Consider the following 25143-nt stretch of genomic DNA (forward strand, 5'->3'; position numbering starts at 1 on the left):
GGATCTCGGGAGGCGCGCCCATCTGAGCAGCACTTTTGTCGTCCCCACCGTGTGGAGAGATAAAAAGAACGCCATCGTGAGCAAGCTGTCGTCCCAAGACATTGCAGATCGGACGCGCGCACGTCACGCTTTTCTGGTGGACCAACGGGAGTGGGACTACGGAGCCCGCCTGCCGCGCGAAAGGAGCGCGCCGGACTCCTGGACACCCACAAACCGCCCGGAAGATCCCGATTCGTCCGCTAAAGCGGAGCCTGGGGCCACCGTGTGGGGCACCGGCTCGCCGGCCGACACGGGCAGCATGCAGCCGATTCCCGAGGCTGTGGCTTGGTCCCTGCGGGCCGACGCCTGGGCGCAGAATCCCGAGACACCGGGTGAGTCCTCGGGCACGGTGAGTCGCTGGTCCGACGTGGCGGCGACCGGCCGTCCCGCATTGCCGGCCGAAGGCGTCGGCTGGCGCACCCAGACTTCCGAATGGCGCTCCACCGCGGAGAGCGCCCGCTGGCGGCAGACGACCGAGTGGCGTTCCGCTTCGGGCACGCACGGCTGGCGCACGACCACAGAGGCCTGGCAGAGCGGCGACGCCGACGCCGTCATCCCGCCGCAGGCGGAAGCCCCGACCCGGCTCCCGGCCATCTCCGGCACGGCGTGGCCGACTCCCGCGACCGACGACCAGCCCGGCTCGACCCCGAGCTGGCAGCCCCCGGACGCCACCCCCTCGTGGCAGCAGCCCGGAGAGCCCCGGCAGAGTCAGCCCAGCGCGACCCCACCGTGGGAGTCGGCGCGCGGCGAGGACCGGCCGGCGTGGCAGCAGTTCACGTCCTCCAGCTCCAGCGCCACCCCGTCGTGGCAGCCCGCCGACGCACCGCCGCCCCGGCAGCCCGACGCGCGGCCGTCCTGGGACAGCCGCCCGAGCTGGCAGGCCTTCGCCGAGCCGTCCCGGCCCGCGGCGGAGCCGTCGTGGCGGGAGCCCGCGCGGCCGGCCGAGAGCTGGCAGACCCCCCAGCCGAGCGCCCCGACGTCACACTCCGGCAGCTGGTCGGCACCGGCCGACGACGGCCGGCACCTCGTCCGCGAGGACGACCGCGCGGCCTGGCGCGAATCGGCCGCCGGACAGACGCGACCGGCCGACGGCCCGCCCCAGGTGGGGCGCCGCCGGGCCCCCGATGTGGGCTCTCGCACAAGCGGGGGTACGGGGTGGACGGCCCGTTCCGAAGCCGACAACTGGGCGGGGCACACCGACACCGGCAGCATGCCCGCGTTCCAGGACCCCGCGACCACCGACGCACCGAGCTGGCGTCGCGGCAGCACCGAACCGCCGGCGCCGGACGGCTGGCGCACGAGCACCACCACGAGCAGCTGGCAGAGCAGCCCGCCGGCGACCGACAGCTGGCGCAGCGCTGACCAGGCCCGCACCGAGGCCCGCCCCGACCAGCCCCGCACGGACAGCTGGCGCACGCCACCGGCGGCCGAGGGCTGGCGCAGCGGCGACGAGGCCCGCGCCGACGGCTGGCGCGACACCGGCTCCTGGCGCCGCGATCCGGAGCCCGGCCCAGCGGTCGACCCGTGGGCGCAGAGTGCCGCCGAGACGGGCGTCATCCCGCTGCCTCTGCAGCCCCGTGACCGCGACTCGGACAGCTGGCAGAGCCGTACGGACACCGGCAGCTGGCAGCGCGACGCCGACACCACCGGCCGCCGGGGCCGCAGCGAACCGGGTGTGAACGGCGACAGCGGCTCGTGGCAGCGCGGCACGGAGACCGGCCGCACCGACACCGGCTCGTGGCAGCGCGAACCCGAGATCGGGAGCCGCCAGAGCCGGATCGAGCCGGGCTCCTGGCAGCGCGAGCAGGACAACGGCCGCACCGACACGGGTTCGTGGCGACAAGGACCGGAATCCGGCCGCACCGACACCGGCTCGTGGCAGCGCGAACCGGACAACGGCCGCACAGACGCCGGCTCCTGGCAGCGTGGACCCGAAACCGGCCGCACGGATACGGGCTCCTGGCAGCGCGGAGTCAAGCCGGGTCGCCCCGACACCGGCTCCTGGCAGGGCGGACCGGAGACCGGCCGCACCGACACCGGCTCTTGGCAACGCGGACCCGAAACCGGCCGCACCGACACCGGCTCGTGGCAGCGCGAACCGGACAACGGCCGCACCGACACCGGCTCCTGGCAGCGCGGAGCCGAACCCGGCCGCACCGACACCGGCAGCTGGCAGCGCGGACCGGAAGTCGGGCGGACCGACACCGGCTCCTGGCAACAAGGCACCCCGAACGGCCGTGGCGCCGACGCGGCACCCCGGCGTCGCGAGATCGAGGCGCCGCAGGCCTTCCAGACTCCGGCGCCGCCGCGCGGTGGTGAGATCGAGCGCTGGCCCGGTTCCGACCCACGCCGCGGCCAGGAGCCCTACCGCGCTCCCGAAGCCGGCCCCGAGCCCCGCCGCGGCCAAGATCCCTACCGCGAGCCCGATGCAGGCCCCGGTCCTCGTCGCGGCCAGGACGCCTACCGCGCCCCCGAACCGGGACCGGAGCCGTGGCGCGGAGCCGAGCCAGGCGGGCAGCCGTGGCGCGGAGCCGAGCCGCCGCGTGACTTCGAAGCCCCCCGCGGCCCGGAGCCCCGTCGCAGCCGGGACCGGCGCGACGTCGACGCGCCGCGTGGCCCGGAACCCCGCCGCGGCGTCGAGGGCGGCCAGCGCACAGGCGGCATCCCCCGCGGCCCGGAAGGACCGCGCGGACGGTCACGCCCGGAGTTCGAGCGCGGACCGGAAGCCCCCCGGGAGTACGCGGACCGGGGCCGTCGTCGCGAACGTGACACCAGCTGGCAGCAGGAACTCGCGTCCGGCGCCTGGCAGCGGGACCCTGAGTCGGACGTGTGGCTGCGCGACAGCGACACCGGCCAGTGGCACCGCCAGGAGCTCGAGGACGAGGAAGACGAGGACGATGACCGAGGCTCCCGCCGAGGTCCCCGCGACGACGATCGCGGTGACGGCGGTGGCCGACGCGCCATCGAAAGTCGCGACGCGGTCTCCCGCCGTGACCGGGACGCGTCCGCGCGCTTCCGCAGTGAGCCGGCCGAAGAGGACCGGGGTGGCCGGCGTCGCACGGCCGAGCCGCGTTCGACGCGTCTGCAACTGACGGCGAGTGCGGAACCACCGCTCGACCCCGAGGTCTGGCGCCGCGACGGCGAACCACCCACCAGCCCGATCCCCCCGCAGTCCCTGACGCGACAGCGCGACGGCAACATGCCCGTCTCGGCGCAGCCGAGCACCTGGGACCGCGAGCGGGACATGCCCGTATCGACCCCGCCCGGCGCCTGGGACCGCGACGCACCGGTGTCGGCCCAGCCCGCCGCCTGGCAGCGTGATGTCGATCCGACGTCCGCGCCGCCGGACCAGCGGCCCCGCGGCGCTGCGTCCGTGCCAGGACCCGACTCGCTGCGCCGCGACGGCGGCACACCCACGCGTCCTGTGTCCGGCACGGCGGCCGCGCCGGTGTCGTCCCAGCCCGGTGCCTGGCGGGCCGATGCCCAGGCCGCCGCCCGCACCGACGCCTGGCGGAACCAGCTGCGCGCCGAACAGGGCGAGCCGCCGCTGGTCAGCGACGCGGCGACCGAGATCCGCCCCCGCGAGCCGGGGGCGTGGCGGGAAGCTGAGGCCGAGGGTCCCGGCCGTGGCTCGGCGACCTACCGCGAGCACAGCACCGGGGACTGGCGGCGCGATCTCAGTGCCGACAGCGACCTGGCCGACGGCGAGTCGCGGCGGATCAGCACGGCTGACTTCGTGCCGTTCCGGCCGCCGTCCAAGAACGGTGTGGCGGCTTCGGTGAAGGTGCCGGCCGCCAACTCGGCCGCCGAAGGCGCCACGGAGGTCATCCAACGTACGGGGGCACGGTGGCAGGATCCGCCGGACACCCAGTGGCCGCCGCGCGGTGCTGTGGCTTCGGCCGCCGGCACCTACGAGCGGCGCCCGGTCAGCACGCTGCCGTCGCCGTCGGCGCGGCAGAACGACCTGCTCGAACCGGATGAGGAATTCGAGGAGGACACCGGCGGTCCCCTCGCGGCCGTGGGTTACACGGTCGTCTGGTACGGCGTGCCAGTCGTCCTCTTCGTGCTCTACATGCTCGTGCTCAACGGCAGCCAGCAGGCGCACGCACTCGACACCCTGGCCGGCGCCGCCCCGCAGTTCGGCCTGTCCCTGGTGCTGAGCATGCTCGTGGCGGTGGGCCTGCGCTGGGCCAGCGGCTCCTGGAAGGCCGCCAGTGTCGGTCTCGCCGCCGCAGTGATGGGCGGCGGCCTGGCGACGGTGCTGACCTCTGCCATCACCGGTCAATCCCTCAGCTGACGAGCAAAAACCAGCCCAGCTCCGACGCACGACCAGCTGAAACGACAGAGCGCGCCGGACCCCGAAGGGCCGGCGCGCTCAGCGTGAGGCGTGAAGCGTGTTACTTGGCGGCGACGACGTTCACGGGGAACGACGCGGTCACCTCGGGGTGCAGCTTGACCTGGACCTTGTAGGCGCCCGTGGTCTTGATCGGGGCCGTCAGCTCGAGGCGGCGCCGGTCGAGAGCCGGACCGCCCGCGGACTTGACCGCGTCCACGATCTCGGCCGGGGTGATCGACCCGAACAGGCGGCCACCGGTGCCGGAGCGCGCCTGCAAGGTGACCTTCAGGCCCTCGAGCTGGCCCTTGACCTCGTTGGCCTGGCCCAGGTCGCGGATCTCGCGGGCGTCGCGCGCCCGCTTGATGACCGTGACCTGCTTCTCGGCGCCCTTGCTCCACTGGATCGCGAAGCCCTGCGGCAGCAGGTAGTTACGGCCGTAGCCGTTCTTGACCTCGACGATGTCGCCGGGGGTGCCGAGGCCCGACACCTCCTGCGTGAGGATGATCTTCATATCGGTGCCTCCCCTCAGCGCGCCGTGGCCGTGTACGGCAGGAGCGCCATCTCACGGGCGTTCTTGACCGCGCGGGCGATCTGCCGCTGCTGCTGCGAGGTCACACCGGTGACCCGCCGAGCGCGGATCTTGCCGCGGTCGGAGATGAACTTGCGCAGCAGCGCGGTGTCCTTGTAGTCGATGTAGGTGATCCCGTCCTTGTCGAGCGGGTTCACCTTCTTCTTCGGCTTGCGAAGTGCCGCAGCCTTAGCCATAGCTCTTGACTCCTGAAATCATGAAAGCCCGAAGGCTCAGAAAGGTGGCTCGTCGTCGAACGAGGAGTTGCTGCCGCCACCGCCGCCGGCGGGACGAGAGCTGGAAGCCGGGGCGGCCGTGGCCCAGGGGTCGTCGAAGTTGTTGCCGCCTCCGCCGCCGCTGGGCTGCCGGTTGCCACCACCAGCGCCGCCGCCGGAGGCACCGAAGCCGCCTCCACCGCCGCCGCCGGACCGGGACATCTTCTGCACCTTCGCCGTGGCGTAGCGCAGGGACGGGCCGATCTCGTCGACCTCGAGCTCATAGACGGTGCGCTTCTCGCCCTCGCGGGTCTCGTAGGACCGCTGGCGCAGCCGGCCCTGCACGATCACCCGAGCGCCACGCTGCAGCGACTCGGCGACGTGCTCAGCAGCGTCACGCCAGACGTTGCACGCGAGGAAGAGTGGCTCGCCGTCTTTCCATTCGCCCGACTGCCGGTCCATCGTCCGCGGCGTCGAAGCGATGCGGAACTTGGCGACCGCCGCCCCCGAGGGGGTGAAGCGCAGCTCAGGGTCGTCGGTCAAGTTACCGACGACCGTGATGGTGGTTTCTCCTGCCATGATCTTCTCCTCGCCGCTTCATGCGTTTTCGCAAGGAGGCTCCCAGAGCCCCCTGACAAAAACGACCGTCAGCGGGTCTCGGGCCGGATGACCTTGGTACGCAGGATCGACTCGTTCAGCCGGAGCTGACGGTCCAGCTCAGCCACGGCCTCCGGCGTCGCCTGCAGGTCGACGACGGCGTAGATGCCTTCGGCCTTCTTGTTGATCTCGAACGAGAGCCGGCGACGGCCCCACACGTCGAGCTTCTCCACCGAGCCGCCCGCGGTGCGGATCACGTTCAGGTACGTGTCGAGCGACGGTGCAACGGTGCGCTCCTCGAGACTGGGGTCGAGGATCACCATGAGTTCGTAATGACGCAAGACGTTCTCACCTCCTGTGGGCTGAACGGCCACGGTCTCTCCGTGGCAGGAGGTCTTGTGTCGCCCGCAACAGAAAACCGTGGGCGGCGCCCACGGCAGACCTGTTGCGAACCGAGCCAGCATACCCGGAGCTGGCCGGACGCCCAAAAAGGGCCCCGTCCACAGACGAGGCCCTTCGAGGTGGAAGCCGCGGGGCGTCCGGTCCGCATTCGCTGGGTGGGACCTGGGGAGGAACGACCACACCGATGAGGTTGGAACGGCCGCCCCGCGGAGCTTGCTGTGGAGTAGTCTACGCGACGCTTGCCCGAGATGCACGTTGCGACACAATTGCCCGAATTACTCCGATTGCTACGCCCAGCACGCTCACCGTCGCGATCACCGCGAGCAACCCGATCGGCTGCGAATCCGGCAGCGGGCGCATCGTCGCGACCGGCTCCGCCGCAACGATCCCGGACGACGGACCGGCCGGGAGCACCGGCGCGGCCGCCGTCGGCGACGAGGGCAGATCAAGCGTGGGTACGCCGGGAAGAATCGTCTTGTCGTCACCGGGTGGCATCCCCGAGAACGCCGGAACGGCTGCTCCCGCCGTACCCCCGGCCGGAATCTTGGTCTTGACCCGCGGAGCCGCACCGCCCTGCGGCATGGCCTGTGCCGCCGTGGTCGCGGCCTGGGCTGCGACGCTGCCGGCGGGCGACGTGCCCGGCCGGGTCGTCGCCGGCCGCCCGGCGGTCGTGGTCGACGACCGCTGCGGGCGCGTCGCCGGCGCGACCGAGTCGGGCAGCGTGGGCCCGTTGTCGGTCGGCGTGCCGGTCGTGGCGGCCGGGGCATCGAGCGTGGTGGGCGTATCGGCCGGGTCGGTGGTCGTGTCCACCGGCGCGGGCATCGGGTCCGGCTTGGCCGTCAGCGTCGGCGAAGCAGTGACCAGCACCGGAGTCGCCTGATCCGTGATCGCGCAGCTGGGGTCGAGGGTGACCGCCGTCGTGCCGCGCCGGAAGACCACCTCCGTCGAGCCGTCGTCCGGGATCGTGCCCCGGGACTCGCCGTTGAGCCGCAGCCGGGCGCCGTGCCCGGTGCGGTTCACCAGCCGCACCCGGCCGTCCGCGGGCACGGTCATGACCTCGACGGACGGCGTCGACTTGCAGGAGAGGCCGAGCACCCCGCCGCCCGCGAAGACCACCTGCCGGCCGCCACCCTCGATCTGGTCGGCATTGGCCGTGCCGGTCGTGAGCAGCGCGGCACCGAGCAGAAAACCGCCCAGCGCCGTCGCCGTCACACGGTTTCGGACTTGCCGCGACATGCACCATCTCCCAGCTCGCACCGATTGGCACCGGTACGTAGGTATGTGTGATCCGTTCGATTAACGACGCGCCGACAAGGGCGGTGACGCGCACGGTCGTCAAGCGGCGACGGCCGGTGACCGTCGTACCCACGTCGTAGGCTCGGACCCATGCGCATCGGAGCCCATGTCGATCCCGCCGACCCTCTCGACGCGGCCGCCGCCCGCGGTGCTGACGCGGTCCAGTTCTTCCTCGCCGATCCGCAGGGCTGGAAGGCCCCGGCGGAGCGTCCGGACACGGCGGCGCTCAAGGCGTCCGACGTGGACGTCTACATCCACGCGCCGTATGTGATCAATGTGGCCACATTGAACAACCGGATCCGCATCCCGAGCCGCAAACTGCTGCTGAGCCACGCCCGCGCGGCGGCCGCGGTGGGTGCGCGCGGGCTGATCGTGCACGGCGGTCACGTCAACGCCGGCGACGACATCGCCGTCGGATTCGACAATTGGCGCAAAACCTTCGCGTACGCGGAGAAGGAAGGCGGCCTGCCGCTGCCGATCCTGATCGAGAACACGGCGGGCGGCGACCACGCGATCGCCCGCCGCTTCGACAACCTGGCCCGCCTGTGGGACGCGGTGGGCGAGTTCGGAGCCGGGTTCTGCCTGGACACCTGCCACGCGCACGCCGGCGGCGAAGAGCTCCTCGACATCGTCGACCGGGTCAAGTCGATCACCGGCCGGATCGATCTGATCCACGCCAACGACTCGAAGGACACCTTCGACTCCGGCCGCGACCGGCACGACAACCTCGGCAATGGCAAGATCGACCCGGAGCTGGTCGTGGCGGCGATCCGCGCCGCGGGCGCCCCGGCGATCGTGGAGACGCCGGGCGGCGTGGAAGGCCAGTCCGCCGACATCGCGCTGCTGCGCGAGAGGGCGGCCAGCTGACGCAGCGGCACGAGGGAGCAGCATGACGACCGAGCAGCCGCCGCAGCGCGGAGCCGACCCGACCGCGGACGGATCGGCGCCGGGGGAGCGCGCGGCCGGTTCGGGCGAGGAATCGGGCCCGGTGTCCGCGACCGGTCGGGGTCCAGCTGAATCCGGCGCGGCCGACTTTCACACGGCTGGATCCGAAGCGGCCGCATCGGGCACGGCCGGATCGGGCACGGCCGGATCGGGCACGGCCGGATCGGGCACGGCCGGATCGGGCACGGCCGGATCGGGCACGGCCGGATCGGAGAGCGTCGAGTCCGGTGTGGCCACGTCGCAGGCGACCGCATCCAGCGCGCCCGCCCTGTCCGGCGACAGCGCTCGTCCGCCGACCAAGCCGGTCCGGCGGTGGGCTGGTCTGCGAAGGGCTCGTACCGGTAAGTCCGCAGCGGTCGCACCGGAGGCACTGCGGCCCGCGGTGCCTCCACACAGCGGTTCGGCAGCGGATCCTTTCGCCCGCGCTCAGTCCACCAAGGACCCCTCGGCAGGCGGTGCAGCCCCCTCAGCGAAATCGCGCAACCCAGCGGTGGAGAGCGCCCGGCCCGCCCCGCCGGTCTCTGACGAAAGCGTCTTTCCCACCAACGGCCTGCCACCCGACCTGATCCCCCCGGCCCAATCGTCCAGCGTCGCCTCCAGAGGAAAACCCAAGGCAAGGGACAAGGTCGACGGCGACTCCACAGCCGCCGGCGACGGCGCCCCCAGCACCGGACCCGGCGCCAAGGACAGCACCAAGACCGACGCCAAGCCCACCGCAAAGTCAGGCTCCGCGAAGACAGTCACCAAAGACCCCGGGAAAGCCGGCGACACCAAGATCGACACCAAGGACGCCTCGAAGGCGGACGCCGACAAAGACAAGAGCGGCAGCCCCCCCGAAGGCGACGACAAAGACACCGGCAAGGACACCGGGAAGACCGACCAGGAAGCCCCCAGCGGAAAACCCAACCGCCGCCGGAAGTCCAAACTCCCCTCCACCCGCCCACCCGGCGCCCCACCGGACCCGTGGACCGCCTTCGCCGAAACCTCCGAGCGAGCCCCCGGCCGCATCAAGAGAGCCACCCGCGCCCTGGGCCGCGCCCTCATCCACGAGTACGCCCTGGTCACCTACGGCAGCCTGCTGCTCGCCGTCCTGCTGACCTGGCCCACCCTCCGCTACCCCCTGCACACGTTCCCGCAGGACATCTGGGATCCGTCGCGGCAGGCGTGGCAGGTGTCCTGGGCCGGGCACATCCTGATCACCGAGCCGGCCCGGCTCTGGCAGTCCAACGCCTTCTTCCCCGAGGCCTACAGCTACGCGTTCGGCAACAGCCTGCTCGGTTATGCCCCGGCCGGCATGATCGGCAGCGGCCCGCTCGCCGCCGTCCTGCGCTACAACATCCTCTACGTGCTGGCCCACGCCCTGCTGGCCATCGGCGGCTACGCCTTGATCCGTCAGCTCGGTGCCGGCCGCACCGGCGCCATCGTCGGGGCGGTCGCCTTCGCGTACGCGCCGTGGCGGCTGGCCCAGGAGGGCCATCTCGACATCATTTCCGCTGGTGGCATCCCGCTGGCCCTGGCCATGCTGGCCCGCGGCCACGGCTGGTCCATGCGGTACGGCTTCCGCCCCGACCGCCGCCACGCCGGCTGGGCCACCGTGGGCTGGCTCGTCGCGACCTGGCAGCTCACTCTCGGGTTCTCGCTCGGCCTGCCGTTCGCCTACGTCCTCGCCGTGCTCATCGTCGTTGTCGGATTCGCGGTGCTCGTCCGCCGGTTGCGCCGTCGCTCGCCGCGGCCCGTACTCGGGTGGCGGTTGCTGGTCACCGACCTACTGGGGGCGCTGATCTTCGCCGGGGTCGGGTTGCTGATCGCGTTGCCGTACCTGCGGGTGCCGGACACCGGTCCGGCCGGCACCGAGATCCGGTTCTTCTCGGCCCCGCTGCGGTCGTTGTTGATCGGGCCGGCCGAGTCGCGGATCTGGGGCGCCCCGCACGCCGTTCCCCGGCAGTCACTGGGCTGGCCCGCCGAGATGGCGCTGCTGCCCGGCTTTGTGCTCTACGCCCTCGCGCTGGTCGGCCTGGTGTTCTCCGTCTGGCGGATGTGGCAGCGCCTGCTGCTGCTCATCGCTGTTGTCATCAGCGTGATCCTCACGGTCGGCACCACGTTCTTCGACGGCCGCTGGACCTATCTGCCGCTCTTCGGTCATCTGCCGGCGTCCTTCGGGGTGCGGATCCCCGGCCGGATGATGCTCTGGGTGACGTTGCTGCTGGCCGTGCTGGCCGCGGGTGCGGTCGCCGAGTTCGTGCGCCGGGCCGAGCATCTGGCCGCGCACCGGGTGCCGCCGTGGCCGGGTCCGTGGCTGCGGCTGGCCACGCTCGTGCCGCTGCTGCTGGTGCTGGTCGAGACGTGGAACGCGACCGCGCATCCGGTCGTGCCGGCGCAGCCCGCGGCGATGCGGACCCTCACCGGCCCGATGCTGGTCCTGCCGACGACCGCCCTGACCGATCAGACCGTCACGCTCTGGTCGACGTCACGGTTCCAGCCGGTGGCGAACGGCAGCGGCGGCTTCGCCCCGCAGCGTCAGTCCGAGCTGCGCCGCTCGGTGGCCACCTTCCCGGACGTGGCGAGCATCGAGTATCTGCGGCAGCGCCGGATCGGCACGGTCCTGCTGTTGCGGGCCGAGGTCGTCGGCACGCCGTGGGAACGCTCGGGCGACGTGCCGGTGGAGACCCTCGGCATCCGCCGCGAGGACCTGGACGACAACTCTGTGGTCTTCTACCTGGACTGAGTCGGGATGACCCGAGCGGAGCCGGGCCGCGCGGGGATGACCCGAGCTGAGCCGGGCCGCGCGGGGATGACCCGAGCTGAGCCGGGCCGCGCGGGGATGAACCGGGCCGAGCGGGGGCCGCTCAGCCCACCGGGGTGGGCGGCGGCGCAACCGGCGCGACGTCGTCGACAGCAGGTCGCGGTGTCACCCGCAGTCGCCGGCGCAGCGGCTCGATCCAGCCGGCATCCGGCGCGCCGTCGAGCACGCCGCCGTCGGGGTCGTCCCGGTAGTTGTGCCGGACCACGTCCAGTTCCGGCCGCCAGATCTCGCGGATCACCAGCCCGCACAGGATCGCCACCGTGATCAGCCGCAAGCTCGAGGCCAGCACGAACGTGCCCTCCGGGATGACCGGCTTGCCGCCCGCGCCGAGCAGTTCCGCGTAGAACGCCGCGAAGTAGCCGATCTCCGCGACCGTCCAGGCGATGATCGCTCCCCAGCGGGGCCGGGCCAGCACGATCAGCGGCAGCAGCCACAGCACGTACTGCTGGGACCAGACCTTGCTGAAGATCAGGAAGGCGGCCACCACCAGGAACGCGAGCTGGGCCAGCCGGGGTCGGCGCGGGGCCAGCAGGCACAGCGCCGCGACGCCGAGGCAGGCGAGCCCGGTCAGCCCGTACGAGACGTTGTTGAGCACCGGGACGTGGTCGCTGAGCCACTGGAACGGGCCCTGGTCGCCGACCACTCCGGTGTTCCACTTGGTGTCCAGGTAGCGGCCGATGTACCAGGAGGTGCCCCAGTCGACGGGCCGTTCCCGGTTCAGGTCGAAGAACCGCATCCAGCTGTCGCGGTAGAACACCGCGACCGGAATGTTGACGACCAGCCAGGCGGCCACGGCCGTGGCGGTCGCCGTCCAGAACTGCGGCATGCGTTTGGCTCGCAGGGCCAGCACGAACACCGGTCCGAGGATGAACAGCGGCCACAGCTTGGCGGCGCCGCCGAGGCCGAGCAGCAGGCCGGCGGCCACCGGCCAGCGTCTGGCCCAGGCGTACAGGCCGAACACGGCCAGTCCGATGGCGAGGAAGTCCCAGTTGACCGTCGCGGTGACCAGCACGATCGGGGACAGCGCGAAGATCGCCGCGTCCCAGGGCCTGCGGCGGCGCAGCGCCAGGATCATCGCCACGGAGGCGACGGCCAGCGCCGACAGCACCAGCGCGTTGGCGTTGTAGAACCACTTGCCCTGGTTGATCTGCGGGTACTTCTCGCCGAGAGCGTGCACCGGCAGCCCGAGCGCGCCCATGAAGTAGCCGGTGACCACCGGATACTCCACCGGGTGGTCCTTGTACGGGACCTTGCCCTCGTTGAGCCCCTCGGCGTAGTACAACGCCAGCACGTCGGTGTAGCAGAACCGGGTGTACTGGACGTTCTTCTGCCAGTCGCCGTCCTGGCAGGGGGACTTCTGCACCCAGCTCAGCGCCAGCGTCAGGCAGAGCAGCCCGAGGACGATCCGCGGCACGGTCCAGAACCGGCCTCGGCGGGCTTCGGGGCGTACGGCGTGTTCGCCGAGCGGTCCGCCGATGGCCTGGGACAGCCCTCGGACGAATCCGTCCGATTCAGCGGGCAGGTCAGGCCGGTCGGTCTCCTCAGACGATGGCGCGCTCATGCTTTGGCATCATGCCGCATGCGCCGGACGGGCAGGAGACGCCCTACGGCACAGTCCGGCCACAACGCCACAAAAGCGAAGTGGCGCCCAGCTCCGCGGAGAGGGCGCCACTTCGGGTGTCGAGGACGTCAGTTGCCGTCGTCGGTGTTCTCGTTGGCTTGCCCGCCACCGCCGTCGGTATTGCCGGTGTCCTGGTTCGGCGCTCCGGGCAACGTGATGCCGGGTGTGCCGTTGCCGGGCCCGGCGTTCCCATTGCCGTTTCCGTTCCCGTTTCCGTTCCCGTTGCCGTTTCCGTTCCCGCCGTTGTCGTCGCACTGCTGGAACACACCACAGAATGGGTTCTGCGGGTCGTTGACCGGCGGCGGCGGGGGCGGCGGCGGCTCGACGCCGTTGCCCTTCTTGCTCGGGTCGACGAACGCGGTCGAGTTCGGCAGGAACGGCTTGTTCTCGGCCTTGATCGCCTTCGAGGCGGAGTCCAGGAACATCTTCCAGATCTCGCCCGGGATGGAGCCGCCGTTCATAGGCTTGCCAGGAGCCTTGAAGATCGGCAGCAGGTCCATCTCCTTGGTCTTCTTGTTCTCCTTCTCGCGGCCGACCCAGACAGAAGCTGCGATCTCCTTGGTGCCACCGACCATCCAGGCGTCACCGTTGTCGCCGGGCTTGCCGCCCTTGCCGGTGAACTCCCAGGTGCCGGTCTTGCCGATGGCCTTGCGGCCGTTGTCCAGGTTGATGCCATTGATCCCGGGGATCTTCTGCATGACGTTCTGCACCGCGGCGGCGACGTCGGGGCTGAACGCCTTGACCGGTTCGAGCTTCTCGCCGGTGTCCTTGATCGGGACGAACTTGCCGGTCTTCGGGTCGCGCTGCGACACCGAGCGAACGAAGTGCGCCTTGTTGTAGACGCCGTCGTTGGCGATCGTGGCGACGCCGCTGGCGTGGTCGAGCGCGGTGATCGCGTACTGGCCGAAGCCGACCTCGCGGCCGTAGCCCTTCTTCTTCAGCTCGGACTCGCTCAGCTTGTTGAGGTCGTAGCGTGCCGTGGTCTCCGGGTCACCGATCAGCTGGATGCCGGCCTTGTGGGCCATCTCGATGACCTTTTCCGGACCCAGCTTGTCGGCCAGCCAGTAGAAGGTGAAGTTGTACGACTGCTCGGTGGAAACCTCGAGCGTGCACGCCTTCGGATTCGGGCACTTCAGGCCACCGCCCTCACGGCCGGAGTTACTGATCTTGCCGCCGCCGTTGACCTTCTTCAGCGTGGAGTCCCAGATCGTGTCCATGCCGTAGCCGTCGCTCAGCGCGGCGATCAACGTGTAGATCTTGAACGTCGAGCCCGGCGGCCGGCCACCACCGATGAACGTCTTGCCGTCGTCTTTGTAGTTCGGTCCGGCGTAGTCCCAGCTCGCGGCGTCCGGGCCGCCGTAGTAGGCGAGCACCCGGCCGTTCTCCGGGTTGATGGCGACCAGGGCGGACCGGTAGGTGGAGGCCATCCCGTTCAGCGGCGACTTCTTGCTCTGGGCGTTCGCCGCCTTCTCGGCCTGCTCCTGCACGTCGAGGTTGATCGTGGTGCGGATCTGCAGGCCGCCCTGGTTGAGCTCGGCGTCGCTGATGCCCATGTCGCGCAGCTCGCGCTTCACGTACTTGACGATCTTGGCGCTCGGCTTGTTGTTACCGCAGGTGGTGGTGCACTTGTCCGGGTCCCACGTCTTCCAGGTCTTGGGGTACTCCGTCGGCGGGTTGATGCCGGGGGGCACGTTGGCCTCCGGCAGCCCGGACGGCAGGGCCAGCTCGGCCATGTTGCCGACCGTGTACCGCCAGCGGTCCAGGGCGTCGGGCATGCTGTTCTGCGGGTCGTAGCCCTTGTGCGTGGCCGTCGGCTCGGGCTGCTTGATGACCGCGGCCAGGACCGCCGCCTCGCCGGCCGTGATCGCGTTCTTCTGGCCGATCGGGGTCAGGACGGACTTGTCGAAGTACGCCTTCGCGGCGGCCTCGACGCCGTACGCGCCGCGCCCGAAGTACACGGAGTTGAGGTAGCGACCGAGGATCTCGTCCTTGGTGTACTCGTCCTCCATCTTGCGGGCGATGACCGCCTCACGGAGCTTGACGTTGTACGTGATCTCTTTCCGCTTCGTGGCGTACTTCGCGTACTGCTGGGTGATCGTCGAGGCACCCTGGGTGTCGCCGCCGGTGAAGTTGTTCCACGCGGCGCGGGCGATGCCCTTCATGTCGATGCCGTTGTGCTTGTAGAAGCCCTTGTCCTCGGCCGACACCACCGCGAGCTTGACCAGCGGGTTGATGCTGCCGTCGGGCACGATCGACCGGTTGAACTGACCCAGCGAGGCGAGCACCGACTTGTTGTCGCTCGCCAGCACCTGGGTGGTCTGCGCCTCCGCGGTCGGCTCCTTGAAGTCGACGCTGTCGAAGAAGTAGGTGCCGCCGACCACACCGGCGCCGAGCAGGATGACCATCACGGCCGCGGCCGCGGTCAGGATGTTGGTCCGCCGGCGGCGCTTGGAGGCCTTGTTGAGGATCTTGCCGGCGCTGCCCCGCTTGTCGTGCCCGGCACCGTCCGGAACGCCGGGGCCACCCGGCCCCCCGACACCCGGGGACACCGGCCGCACGGCTGCCCGCGCGACCGCGCCGCGAGTGCCGTAGCCCGGCGCGGCGGCCGGGGGAGCACCCACGGACGCACGTCCGCCGACGCGGGCGGAGCCCACGGAACCCGTGCCTGCCCCGACGGACGCCCGGCCACCGACGGGAGCCGCACCGACGGAGGCGGCGCCCCGCGGCGCGGAGCCGCCGACGCTCGCCCGACCGCCGGCCGGACGCCGGTAGGCGTCGGGCGAGGGCCGTTCGTCGTAGCCGGACTGGTCGTCGTCAGGCGTGGATGCAGCGGACGGCCCGGGCACTCGGGCCCGGGCACGCGCAGACTGCTGGTCGCCGTACGAGTTCATTCGGTCACACCTACCGGTCGCGGTGGCGCGCCAGAGAAGCCCTGGAGGGGCTTCGGAGGCGGCGCCACGGGCGGACGATTCTGGGCTGCGGGTCTGCAGCCGCCCTGTCGGATGTCAAGAATGACCGACTGCGGCGCTGGATGCCCGTATCGGTCGGGGTCGTGTCCACGTTAGCGACGTTGAGGCCGCTCACTGTCGGCCCTCCCGGCGATGTGACGACGACCCTGTCTCGCGGTGGCGGCCCGAGGCGGACGAGGCGACGGCCCCGCCCTGGTCCAGTTCGTCGGAGGTCAGCGCGTCCCGGCCGAGCAGGTACTGCTCGATCAGATGGTTCCACGCGCAGGACTGGCACACCTCGACCACGAAAACCTGGAACTCACGCAGCGTCATCGCCAGGACCGGGAGTTCCGCGAGCTTGCGGGCCTGCCCGGCGGACTGCTTGAGTTCATCGCCGTAGATGTAATGCACCAGGGTGAGGTTGTCGCGACGGCAGACCGGGCAACGATCGTCGGTCGGCTCGCCATGGAACCTAGCTGCGTTTTTCAGGTACGGCGACGCGTCGCAGACTTCCAGCGTCCCCACCTTGCCGTTGTGCACGTCACGCAGCAGCGCTCGCTTCTGAAGCGAGTAGTCGACCACCTGCCGCTGCGTACGCATGGCGAAGAGAGTACGCGGTCCACACCCGTACGGCGACAGTCATCACACAGCGTGGCGCGGCGACTGCACAGACATGACTGCCCTTGCGGTGGGCCGCATCCCGATCTACGGTGACGATGTATCGGGCCGATACATCGTGCCGAGCAGCGAAGGGGGTGGGCGTCTTGTTGGAACTCGCGATCCTCGGACTGCTCCAGGAATCCCCGATGCACGGCTACGAGCTGCGCAAGGAGCTCGCCACCAAGCTGGGCACCATCCGCGCGGCGATCAGCTACGGCACGCTGTACCCGACCTTGAAGCGGCTGCAGACCGCCGGCTGGATCGGTGAGGCTGAGGCGGCCGACACCGAGATCATTCCCCCGCTGACGAGCAAGCGCGGCCGGGTTGTCTACAAAATCACGGCCGAAGGCAAGGAACGCTTCGCCGAGCTGCTCGCCCAGGCGGGCCCGGAGACGTACGACGATGCCGGGTTCGGCGTGCATTTCGCCTTCTTCTCCCGGACCGACCGGGCGACGCGGCTGCGGATCCTCGAGGGCCGCCGCCGCCGGATCGAGGAACGCCGGGAAGGGCTGCGTGAGGTTCTCGCCCGCGCGTCCGACCGCCTCGACGCCTACACCCTCGAACTACAGCGCCACGGACTGGACGCCTGCGAGCGCGAGGTCCGCTGGCTGGAGGAGCTCATCACCAACGAGCGCTCCGGCCGATCCCCAGCCGGGGAGACACCCCTCGAAGACCCGAGTCCGCGTCAGGACCGGCCGTGATGAACAAGGAGGCAAACGCGATGGGCTCCGTCCGCGTCGCCATCGTCGGTGTGGGTAACTGCGCCTCGTCCCTCGTGCAGGGCGTGGAGTACTACCGCGAAGCCGACCCCAACGACCGCGTCCCGGGTCTCATGCACGTGACCTTCGGCGACTACCACGTGTCCGACGTGAAGTTCGTCGCGGCGTTCGATGTGGACGCCAAGAAGGTCGGCATGGACCTGGCCGAGGCGATCGTCGCCAGCGAGAACAACACGATCACGCTGGCCGACGTCGCGCCCACCGGCGTGACCGTCCAGCGTGGACCGACCTTCGACGGTCTGGGCACGTACTACCGCGAGATGGTCGAGGAGTCGTCGGCCGAGCCGGTCGACGTCGTCAAGGCCCTGCGCGACGCCGAAGTCGACGTCGTCGTCTCCTACCTCCCGGTGGGTTCCGAGGAGGCCGACAAGTTCTACGCGCAGGCCGCGATCGACGCCGGTTGCGCGTTCGTCAACGCCCTGCCGGTCTTCATCGCCTCCGACCCGGCGTGGGCGCAGAAGTTCACCGACGCCGGCCTGCCGATCGTCGGCGACGACATCAAGAGCCAGGTCGGTGCGACGATCGTGCACCGCGCGCTGGCCAAGCTGTTCGAGGACCGCGGGGTCGAGCTGCTGCGCACGTACCAGCTGAACTTCGGCGGCAACATGGACTTCATGAACATGCTGGAGCGCAAGCGCCTGGTGTCGAAGAAGATCTCCAAGACCCAGTCGGTGACCTCCCAGATCCCGCACGAGATGGTCAAGAGCGACGTGCACATCGGCCCGTCGGACCACGTGCCGTGGCTCGACGACCGCAAGTGGGCCTACATCCGGCTCGAGGGCCGCAGCTTCGGCGACACCCCGCTGAACGCGGAGCTCAAGCTCGAGGTGTGGGACTCGCCGAACTCGGCCGGCGTCATCATCGACGCGGTCCGCGCGGCGAAGATCGCCAAGGACCGCGGCATCGGTGGCCCGATCCTCTCGGCGAGCTCCTACTTCATGAAGTCCCCGCCGGTGCAGTACAACGACCACGACGCGAAGGCCGCCGTCGAGGCGTTCATCAAGGGCGACATCGAGCGCTGATCCAGCGCCAGAGGAAAGGCCGGACCGCGTTGCGGTCCGGCCTTCTTCATGTGATCTTCGGCACGTCGTCGTTAAGCTCATCGATGTGCGACTCACCACGGCCGCCGTCGTGCTCGCCCTCGCCGGGTCTCTGACGGCCTGCGCCCGCCCGGGCAACACCCCATCCGGTACGCCCGGAGCACGGTCCGAGAGGGTCACGCTGTGGGCCAGCGCGTGAAGCTCGGCATCGTCGCGGCCGATGACCAGCGCGGAGGCTGACGCCGCCGAACGGGGCCCGCCGCTGCCCCGGCGTGGCCCGCTGCTGCCCCGGCGTGGCCCGCTGCCGTCCGCGGCGGCCGCCCAGGCCGAGACCTGCGCCCTGAACCTGGCGCCGCAGCTCAACCTGCTCATGCACGGCCCCGGCCCACCCGACCCGAACGGCACCTGCCACCCCTGACCCGGGGCCGCCGACTTCAGCCCCAGGCGCGTTCGAGCGCCACCCGGGCCTCCAGCTCCAGCAGCTGCCGCTTGCGGGGCAGCCCGCCACCGAAGCCCGTCAGCTTGCCGCCCGCACCGACCACCCGATGGCACGGCACGATCACCGGCACCGGGTTGTGGTTGCACGCCGTCCCCACCGCACGGGCCGCGCCCGGATCACCCAGTGCCGTGGCGATCGCGCCGTAAGTGAGCATCTCGCCGTACGGAATCGCGGCGATCTGCCCCCACACGGCCCGCTCGAAGTCGGATCCGCCGCGCAGCTCGACCGGCACCGTGAAGTCCGTCAGCGCGCCCGCGAAGTAAGCCTTGAGCTGCTCCACGGCCGGATGCTCGGCCGCCTCGCCGGAGGTCGCGCCGAACCGCACGCCAACTACGACGTCACCGTCGAGCCTGACGCCCAGCGGTCCGATGGGGGAGTCCACGAGCAGCTGCATGACCCCGATTGTGCCGCGCGGGTACGACAGTCAGGAGGTGTGGCCCTGCTCCCGGGCCCAGCGGCGCAGCTCCGCCTCGGCCTCGTCGCGGTCCAGCGGCCCGCGGTCCAGCCGCAGCTCCTTGAGGAAACGCCAGGCCTGGCCGACGATCGGTCCCGGCGGCACCCCCAGCAGCTCCATGATCGCGTTGCCGTCCAGATCCGGCCGGACCCGGGCCAGGTCCTCCTCGGCCGCGATCCGGGCGATCCGCTCCTCGAGCGCGTCGTAGTCCGCGGACAGCGCCGCCGCCTTGCGCTTGTTGCGGGTGGTGCAGTCGGAACGCGTCAGCTTGTGCAGCCGGGGCAGCAGCTCGCCGGCGTCGGTGACGTAGCGCCGCACCGCCGAGTCGGTCCACTCGCCCCGGCCGTACCCGTAGAAGCGCAGGTGCAGCGCGACCAGCTCGACCACCTGGGAAGTGACGTCTTTGGGGTACTTCATGGCCTTCATCCGCTGCTTGGTGAGCCGCGCGCCGACCACCTCGTGGTGGTGGAAGCTGACCCGGCCGTCACGGCCGACCGCCTTGGTGGCCGGCTTGCCGACGTCGTGCATCAGCGCCGCCATCCGGAGCACGAAGTCCGGCCCGGCGTCACCCTCGAGCCGGATCGCGTTGGTGACCACGATCAGCGTGTGCTCGTAGACGTCCTTGTGCTGGGCGTGCTCGTCGATCTCCAGCTTGAGCCCGGAGATCTCCGGGATGAACCGGTCGGCCAGGCCGGTGTCGACCAGCAGGCGCAGCCCGGCGATCGGGTCGAGCCCGCAGAGCAGCTTGGTGAACTCGTCGCGGATCCGCTCGGCCGTGATCCGGTCCAGGTCGGCGGCCATCTCCGTCATTGCCTCGACGACCGGCTTGTCCACGGCGAAGCGCAGCTTGGCGGCGAACCGGGCCGCGCGCAGCATCCGAAGTGGATCATCGGTGAACGACGACGCGGGCGACGCCGGTGTCCGGATGAGCCCGGCGGCCAGGTCCTCGAGCCCGCCGTACGGGTCGGTGAAGACGTGACCCGGCAGGCTGACCGCCATCGCGTTGATCGTGAAGTCGCGCCGGCGCAGGTCGTCGAGGAGGTTGTCGCCGTACTCCACGACCGGGTTGCGGGTCACCCCGTCGTACGCCTCGGCCCGGTACGTGGTGATCTCGAGCCGCAGGCCGTCCTTCTGGATGCCGATCGTGCCGAACTCGCGGCCCGTCTCCCAGATGGCGTCCGCCCAGCCCTTGACCAGGGCCAGTGTCTGCTCGGGCCGGGCGTCGGTGCAGAAGTCGAGGTCGTCGCCGAGCCGGCCGAGCAGGGCGTCCCGCACCGAACCGCCGACCAGGTGCAACTCATGGCCGGCGGCGCCGAAACGGCGTCCCAGCTCATCGGCGACGGGGGAGACGCGCAGCAACTCCGTGACGGCGTTGCGCTGGGCTCGGCTCAACTCAGACATGGGACGACCAGGGTAGCGTCCCCGGCTCGGCTCAGGGCCGGTGGGCAGCGCAACCGCCGGGCGGGCAGGATGGACGACGTGCCCGTTTCCGCGGCGCTGCGTCGCCTCAGTGAGGATCCGCGGTTCTGGTCCTTCCTGCTGGTGCACGACGGCGCGTTACCCGATCCCGACCCGGTCGAGCTGCGCGTCAGCCTCCCGGTCACCGGCGGCTACGGCCTGGTGCTCGACCTGGACCTGGTCACCGGCGAGCAGACCCTCGGCCTGCGCGAGCCCGCGAGCAGCGAGCCCGTGCAGCTCGGCTGGGCCGCGCCGGGCCGGCCGTATCCGGCGGCGCTGCGCTGGCACGAGCTGGAGCTGTGCGCCCGGGTGATCGCCCTGGAGGACCCGACCCTGCCGCATCCGGGGCTGGTCGTGGCGCTGCTGTCGCCGTTCGCGCCGCTCACCGCCGACGACGACGAGAGCGCGGCCGCGGCGGTGCGCGAGGCGGCGTACCGGTCCCTGCGCCGTGAGGTACCACCGGCCGCGCCCGCCGGTCCGGAGCAGGCGCCGCTGCCGCTCTTCGCGGCCGACGCCTGGTGGCCGCAGCCGCCGGCGCCCTCACCCCGGGTGATCGACGAGGCCGCGGTCGCGGCCTACACCGCCCCGGCCCAGTCACGGCTCGAGGTCCGCGGCGGCTCCCGCTTCCCGGCCGACGGCCTGGCCGAGCTGGTACGGCGGGCAGCCCAGCGCCTGTCCCGGCTGCCCGAGGAGCAGTGGTACGCCGAGGTCCGGCCGCTGGCGCGGCACATCGCCGACACCGGTGACCTGCGTCCGGTCAACGAACTGCTCGGGGTGCTGACCGAGGCGGGCTGTGACCACCCCACCGTGCTCGACGCGCTGAGCGAGCCGATCGTGGAGATCGAGGCGTGCTGGATGGTGGAGACGCTGGCCGGTGCGCTGCCCGGCAGCCTGCTGCGCCGTCACGTGTGAAGCACCGCCTGGCTAGGGTGACGGTGTGTCAGTACCCCTGGGGAGGTCTTGGTGAACGGCGGCCTGTACCGGAGCGCGCACGCGGCGAGCGACGGTGACCCGCAGTCGTCCGACGGCGCGATCCTGATCTCCGTCGACGGCTCGGCCCCGACCGCGGCCGGTGACGAGGCGTTGCCGCCGGAGGACGTCCCGCCCACCGGCGGCGGCACCGAGGGCGGCAGCACGGCCGGCAACAGCGCCATCATGGCGGCCGGCAGCCTGGTCAGCCGGATCATCGGCTTCGTCCGCAACATGCTGATCGGCATGACGCTGGGCGCCGGCATCGGCGACGCGTACACCAGTGCCCAGTTCCTGCCGGGGCAGATCTACGAGCTGCTGCTCGGCGGCATCCTCTCCAGCGTGCTGATCCCGTTGCTGGTCCGGCGGCGCAAGGCCGACCCGGACGGCGGGCTGCTCTTCACCCAGCGGCTGCTGACCTTCGCGGTCGTGACTCTCGGGCTCGCAACGGCACTGGTGGTGGCGGCCGCGCCGCTGATCACCACGATCCAGTCCGGCGGCAACACCACGGGCGCCTACCGGAACCTGGTCACCGCGTTCGCGTGGCTGATCCTGCCGATCATCTTCTTCACCGGCCTGTCCGCGATGATCAGCGCGGTGCTCAACGTCCGCGGGCACTTCGCCGCGCCGATGTGGGCGCCGATCCTCAACAACATCGTCGTCATCGCCACCTGCGGCGTGTTCATCGTGGTCTTCGGCACCACCAACGGCTTCCGGCCCGAGGACATGACGCCGGGGCGGATCCTGCTGATCGCCGGCGGCACCCTGCTCGGCATGGTCGCCCAGGCCGCCGGTCTGCTGCCCGCCCTGCGCAAGGTGGGCTTCGCCTGGAAGTGGCGGTGGGCGCCGCGCTCGCTCGGGCTCGGCGAGGTGGGCCGGCTGGCCGGCTGGATGCTCTGTTACGTCGGCGCCAACCAGCTCGCCGTCTTCGTCGTGGTCCGCGTCCTGAACGGCGTCTCGGGCAAGAACAACGCCAGCGTCCTCGCCTTCAACAACGTCTACCTGCTGACGATGATGGCGCACGGCATCATCGGCGTCTCGGTGATGACCGCGCTGCTGCCCAAGATGAGCGCGGCGGCCGCCGAGGGCCGCTACGCCGACGTGAGCGCCGACCTCAGCCGCGGCATCCGCCTGACGGTCACCGCCCTGGCCCCGATCGCCGTCGCGTACGGCGTGCTCGGCGTGCCCATCGCGGTCACGTTGTTCCAGGGTGGCGCCTTCACCTACGAGGACGCGTTCGCCACGGGCACGGTCCTGGTGGTGGCGGCGTTCGCTGTGATCCCGCTCTCTGTCAGTTACCTGTGTACTTACGCCTTCTATTCATTGCAGGGCAACAAGACGGTGGCGCTGATCAACGTGCCCGTCGTCCTGCTGCGGATCGCCGGCTATTTCGTGCTGGCCCGGATGCTGTCGGAGTCGCTCGCGGCGGCCGGCATGACCGCCGCGAATGCGCTGTCCTACCTGCTGTCGGCGGTGATCTCCCTGGCCGTGCTGCGCCGCCGGATCGGCCGGCTCAACCTCGGCTCGGTGGCCAAGGCCCTGCTGAAGGTGCTCGTGGCCGCCTTCGTCGCGGCCGCGGCCGGCCTGCTCGTCGTGCACCTCCTGCCCGGAGGTGACACGCCCGGGCGATTGACAGCCGCACTTCAGGTCGTCGCGGCCGGCGGCGTGATCATGATCGTCTACCTGGCTACAGCGGCGCTGCTGCGGGTACGGGAGATCAACCAGGTTGTCGGCATGGTGCGGCGCAAACTCGGGCGCTAGCGTGTGGAAAACCTGTGGATAAATCTCTGAACAGGTAATTTTCCGTCTCCGAGCGGCGGAAACGGTCCTGGCGGGAGCTGTCGGACGAGTGTCGCGGCGGGGGATGACGTGTAGGTGACTGGCTCGGGGCGGGTAAGGTCGTGGTCGACACGTGCGGACCCACCGAGGGAGGACGGGTGACCCAGGTCGGCGAAGGCCACGAGACCGCGGCCGATGAGGCCGGACCGGTCATGACCTTCGGTGCACCCACCGTCGGTGAGATCCTGGCCGAGCGGTACCAGCTCGAGGAACACGTCAACAACGACAGCGCGGGCCGGCAGGTCTGGCGCGGCATAGACGTGATCCTCCGGCGCCCCGTAGCCGTCGTGCTGCGGTATCCCGGCGGTGACTCCGCGACCGAGATGCTGCAGGCAGCGGTCGACGCGAGCCGCGTCATCCACCCCAACCTGGTCGGCGTCTACGACGCGATCGACGAGGGCTCCCGGGCCTACGTGGTGCGCGAGTGGGTCGACGGCGAGGCGCTGCGTGAGCTCGTCGCGCAGGAGGGTCCGCTGGATCCGGCCCGCGCCACGGCGATCGCCCACTCCATCGCCGACGCGCTGGCCGCGGTCCACGCCACCGGCATGGTCCACGGCAACGTGCACCCCGGCACCACTCTGATCGGCGACGACGGCCGGATCGTGCTCGCCGACGCGCGGGCCGACTCCGCCGACAGCACCGAGACGGACGTGCGCTCGGTCGGCGGCATCCTCTACTTCTCGCTGACCGGCCACTGGCCGCACTCCGAGATCAGGGGCTCGGCGCTGCCCGACGCGATGCGCGACAGCAGCGGCGCGGTCATCCCGCCCCGGCAGATCCGCGCCGGCGTCCCGGCGTATCTCGACGACCTGACCATGGACCTGCTCGACAAGCGGGTCGCGTCCCCCGAGGCCGACGCGCTCACCGCCGAGCTGGCCCGGCTGGACTCCGCCGACGACGACTACGAGGACGTCGGCCCGCTGCGCTTCACCCAGGGCACCTCGGCCGAGCCGGTCCGCAGCACCCGCAAGATCGTCATCGGCATCGGCGCGCTGGTCGTCATCGCCGTGATCGGGCTGGTCTTCGGCATCCAGGCGATCAGCAAGTCCGGCGAGGACACCCCGTCGACCACCCAGGCCAACACCGCGCCGCAGGACCCCGCGGGCGGCAACACGGGCACGGGCAACACCGACAACGAGCCGCCGGCCGCCGCGCCCAAGAAGATCGCCCTCACCCCCGACATGGTCCGCATCGTCGACCCGCCGGAAGGTGACCGCACCGACGAGGGTGAGGCCGCCTACACCGTCGACGACGACAAGGACACGGTCTGGAAGACCTCGGGCTTCCTGCAGGCCAAGTTCTACAACAAGCCCGGCATGGGCCTGCTGATCAACCTGGGCACGCCCCGCACGGTCAGTGAGGTCCGGGTCGAGACCTCGTCGCCCGGCATCGCGATGGACATCCGGACCGGCACCAGCGATCCGGGCAACAATTCCGAGGGCGACGCGAAGATCGTCAAGGACTACAAGAAGCTCGGCGACGGCGACACAGCCAAGACCGACGGCAACAACGCGGTGTTCCCGCTCTTCGACGAAAACCAGAAATACCAGTACATCCTGGTCTTCATCACCGAGTTGCCGAAGGACAGCGACGGCAAGTACCGCGCCGAGATCAGCAAGGTCGAGGTCTACGGCAACTGACGGGGTGACCCACCCTGTCGCCCACCTCGACTAGA

20 protein-coding genes are annotated in these 25143 nt (G+C 70.9%); 9 read left to right on the forward strand and 11 right to left on the reverse strand.

From position 1 onward, the window contains the following. The first annotated feature begins 298 nt into the window (after window positions 1–298). The gene (locus ACWEOZ_RS05385) at window positions 299–4336 is read left to right on the forward strand and encodes a hypothetical protein (protein WP_451909533.1); all 4038 of its coding nucleotides are present in this window, start codon (window positions 299–301) and stop codon (window positions 4334–4336) included. A 100-nt stretch (window positions 4337–4436) separates the two neighbouring features. On the opposite strand, the gene rplI is transcribed toward ACWEOZ_RS05385, so the two are convergent. The 5 genes from rplI to ACWEOZ_RS05410 all read right to left on the reverse strand — a co-directional run bounded on the left by rplI (window position 4437) and on the right by ACWEOZ_RS05410 (window position 7369). Next, window positions 4437–4886, reverse strand: a complete 450-nt coding sequence (rplI, locus tag ACWEOZ_RS05390; RefSeq protein ID WP_451909534.1) for a 50S ribosomal protein L9 — start codon at window positions 4884–4886, stop codon at window positions 4437–4439. Window positions 4887–4900: 14 nt separating this feature from the next. Continuing rightward, the gene (rpsR, locus tag ACWEOZ_RS05395; RefSeq protein WP_007073789.1) at window positions 4901–5140 is read right to left on the reverse strand and encodes a 30S ribosomal protein S18; all 240 of its coding nucleotides are present in this window, start codon (window positions 5138–5140) and stop codon (window positions 4901–4903) included. 36 nt (window positions 5141–5176) lie between these two features. After that, window positions 5177–5737 carry a single-stranded DNA-binding protein gene (locus ACWEOZ_RS05400; protein ID WP_451909535.1) on the reverse strand — a complete coding sequence of 187 codons (561 nt, stop codon included), beginning with the start codon at window positions 5735–5737 and terminating at the stop codon, window positions 5177–5179. Between the two features lie 68 nt (window positions 5738–5805). Further along, entirely contained in the window at window positions 5806–6096 is a 291-nt protein-coding gene (gene rpsF, locus ACWEOZ_RS05405; protein ID WP_023563150.1) for a 30S ribosomal protein S6, read from the reverse strand. Between the two features lie 289 nt (window positions 6097–6385). Further along, a complete protein-coding gene (locus ACWEOZ_RS05410; RefSeq protein ID WP_451909536.1) occupies window positions 6386–7369 on the reverse strand; it encodes a hypothetical protein in 984 nt (327 codons plus the stop codon). Between the two features lie 174 nt (window positions 7370–7543). On the opposite strand from ACWEOZ_RS05410, the gene ACWEOZ_RS05415 reads away from it, so the two are divergent. Continuing rightward, window positions 7544–8320: a deoxyribonuclease IV gene (locus tag ACWEOZ_RS05415; RefSeq protein WP_451909537.1), complete on the forward strand. Its 777-nt coding sequence runs from the start codon at window positions 7544–7546 to the stop codon at window positions 8318–8320. 168 nt (window positions 8321–8488) lie between these two features. On the opposite strand, the gene ACWEOZ_RS05420 is transcribed toward ACWEOZ_RS05415, so the two are convergent. Next, window positions 8489–8698: a hypothetical protein gene (locus ACWEOZ_RS05420; RefSeq protein WP_451909538.1), complete on the reverse strand. Its 210-nt coding sequence runs from the start codon at window positions 8696–8698 to the stop codon at window positions 8489–8491. A 190-nt stretch (window positions 8699–8888) separates the two neighbouring features. On the opposite strand from ACWEOZ_RS05420, the gene ACWEOZ_RS05425 reads away from it, so the two are divergent. Next, complete coding sequence (locus tag ACWEOZ_RS05425; RefSeq protein WP_451909539.1) at window positions 8889–11123, forward strand: hypothetical protein; 2235 nt, start codon at window positions 8889–8891, stop codon at window positions 11121–11123. A 121-nt stretch (window positions 11124–11244) separates the two neighbouring features. Here the strand turns inward: ACWEOZ_RS05425 and ACWEOZ_RS05430 are convergent, their stop codons facing one another. The 3 genes from ACWEOZ_RS05430 to ACWEOZ_RS05440 all read right to left on the reverse strand — a co-directional run bounded on the left by ACWEOZ_RS05430 (window position 11245) and on the right by ACWEOZ_RS05440 (window position 16370). Next, a complete protein-coding gene (locus ACWEOZ_RS05430; protein ID WP_451909540.1) occupies window positions 11245–12762 on the reverse strand; it encodes a glycosyltransferase family 87 protein in 1518 nt (505 codons plus the stop codon). A 128-nt stretch (window positions 12763–12890) separates the two neighbouring features. Then, window positions 12891–15443, reverse strand: a complete 2553-nt coding sequence (locus tag ACWEOZ_RS05435) for a transglycosylase domain-containing protein (RefSeq protein WP_451909541.1) — start codon at window positions 15441–15443, stop codon at window positions 12891–12893. A 459-nt stretch (window positions 15444–15902) separates the two neighbouring features. Next, window positions 15903–16370: a DUF5318 domain-containing protein gene (locus ACWEOZ_RS05440; protein ID WP_360546636.1), complete on the reverse strand. Its 468-nt coding sequence runs from the start codon at window positions 16368–16370 to the stop codon at window positions 15903–15905. A 164-nt stretch (window positions 16371–16534) separates the two neighbouring features. Here ACWEOZ_RS05440 and ACWEOZ_RS05445 point away from each other — a divergent pair, with 164 nt between their 5' ends. From ACWEOZ_RS05445 to ACWEOZ_RS05455, 3 genes are all read left to right on the forward strand, one after another. After that, window positions 16535–17131: a PadR family transcriptional regulator gene (locus tag ACWEOZ_RS05445; RefSeq protein ID WP_451909542.1), complete on the forward strand. Its 597-nt coding sequence runs from the start codon at window positions 16535–16537 to the stop codon at window positions 17129–17131. Between the two features lie 20 nt (window positions 17132–17151). Continuing rightward, on the forward strand, window positions 17152–18231 hold the full coding sequence (locus ACWEOZ_RS05450; protein WP_451909718.1) for an inositol-3-phosphate synthase: 1080 nt from the start codon (window positions 17152–17154) through the stop codon (window positions 18229–18231). A 238-nt stretch (window positions 18232–18469) separates the two neighbouring features. After that, window positions 18470–18667, forward strand: coding sequence for a hypothetical protein (locus ACWEOZ_RS05455; RefSeq protein WP_451909543.1), 198 nt, complete (start codon window positions 18470–18472; stop codon window positions 18665–18667). Between the two features lie 16 nt (window positions 18668–18683). On the opposite strand, the gene ACWEOZ_RS05460 is transcribed toward ACWEOZ_RS05455, so the two are convergent. Together ACWEOZ_RS05460 and ACWEOZ_RS05465 are read right to left on the reverse strand one after the other, a co-directional pair. Further along, complete coding sequence (locus ACWEOZ_RS05460; RefSeq protein WP_433723341.1) at window positions 18684–19142, reverse strand: methylated-DNA--[protein]-cysteine S-methyltransferase; 459 nt, start codon at window positions 19140–19142, stop codon at window positions 18684–18686. A 30-nt stretch (window positions 19143–19172) separates the two neighbouring features. Then, entirely contained in the window at window positions 19173–20603 is a 1431-nt protein-coding gene (locus ACWEOZ_RS05465; RefSeq protein ID WP_451909544.1) for a CCA tRNA nucleotidyltransferase, read from the reverse strand. 69 nt (window positions 20604–20672) lie between these two features. Between ACWEOZ_RS05465 and ACWEOZ_RS05470 the strand changes: the two genes are divergently transcribed. The 3 genes from ACWEOZ_RS05470 (at window position 20673) to ACWEOZ_RS05480 (ending at window position 25108) form a co-directional block, all read left to right on the forward strand. Next, the gene (locus tag ACWEOZ_RS05470; RefSeq protein WP_451909545.1) at window positions 20673–21572 is read left to right on the forward strand and encodes a hypothetical protein; all 900 of its coding nucleotides are present in this window, start codon (window positions 20673–20675) and stop codon (window positions 21570–21572) included. A 51-nt stretch (window positions 21573–21623) separates the two neighbouring features. Continuing rightward, the gene (murJ, locus tag ACWEOZ_RS05475) at window positions 21624–23390 is read left to right on the forward strand and encodes a murein biosynthesis integral membrane protein MurJ (protein ID WP_451909546.1); all 1767 of its coding nucleotides are present in this window, start codon (window positions 21624–21626) and stop codon (window positions 23388–23390) included. Window positions 23391–23566: 176 nt separating this feature from the next. Further along, window positions 23567–25108, forward strand: a complete 1542-nt coding sequence (locus ACWEOZ_RS05480) for a protein kinase family protein (RefSeq protein ID WP_451909547.1) — start codon at window positions 23567–23569, stop codon at window positions 25106–25108. The last annotated feature ends 35 nt before the right edge of the window (window positions 25109–25143 follow it).

The organism is Actinoplanes sp. NPDC004185, assembly GCF_053603475.1.

Bases quoted from the DNA above. Each gene is read 5' to 3' on its own strand.
- ACWEOZ_RS05385 (WP_451909533.1), top strand. From the start codon at position 299: ATGCAGCCGATTCCCGAGGCTGTGGCTTGGTCCCTGCGGGCCGACGCC.
- rplI (WP_451909534.1), bottom strand. From the start codon at position 4,886: ATGAAGATCATCCTCACGCAGGAGGTGTCGGGCCTCGGCACCCCCGGC.
- rpsR (WP_007073789.1), bottom strand. From the start codon at position 5,140: ATGGCTAAGGCTGCGGCACTTCGCAAGCCGAAGAAGAAGGTGAACCCG.
- ACWEOZ_RS05400 (WP_451909535.1), bottom strand. From the start codon at position 5,737: ATGGCAGGAGAAACCACCATCACGGTCGTCGGTAACTTGACCGACGAC.
- ACWEOZ_RS05415 (WP_451909537.1), top strand. From the start codon at position 7,544: ATGCGCATCGGAGCCCATGTCGATCCCGCCGACCCTCTCGACGCGGCC.
- ACWEOZ_RS05430 (WP_451909540.1), bottom strand. From the start codon at position 12,762: ATGAGCGCGCCATCGTCTGAGGAGACCGACCGGCCTGACCTGCCCGCT.
- ACWEOZ_RS05440 (WP_360546636.1), bottom strand. From the start codon at position 16,370: ATGCGTACGCAGCGGCAGGTGGTCGACTACTCGCTTCAGAAGCGAGCG.
- ACWEOZ_RS05450 (WP_451909718.1), top strand. From the start codon at position 17,152: ATGGGCTCCGTCCGCGTCGCCATCGTCGGTGTGGGTAACTGCGCCTCG.
- ACWEOZ_RS05455 (WP_451909543.1), top strand. From the start codon at position 18,470: ATGACCAGCGCGGAGGCTGACGCCGCCGAACGGGGCCCGCCGCTGCCC.
- ACWEOZ_RS05460 (WP_433723341.1), bottom strand. From the start codon at position 19,142: ATGCAGCTGCTCGTGGACTCCCCCATCGGACCGCTGGGCGTCAGGCTC.
- ACWEOZ_RS05465 (WP_451909544.1), bottom strand. From the start codon at position 20,603: ATGTCTGAGTTGAGCCGAGCCCAGCGCAACGCCGTCACGGAGTTGCTG.
- ACWEOZ_RS05470 (WP_451909545.1), top strand. From the start codon at position 20,673: ATGGACGACGTGCCCGTTTCCGCGGCGCTGCGTCGCCTCAGTGAGGAT.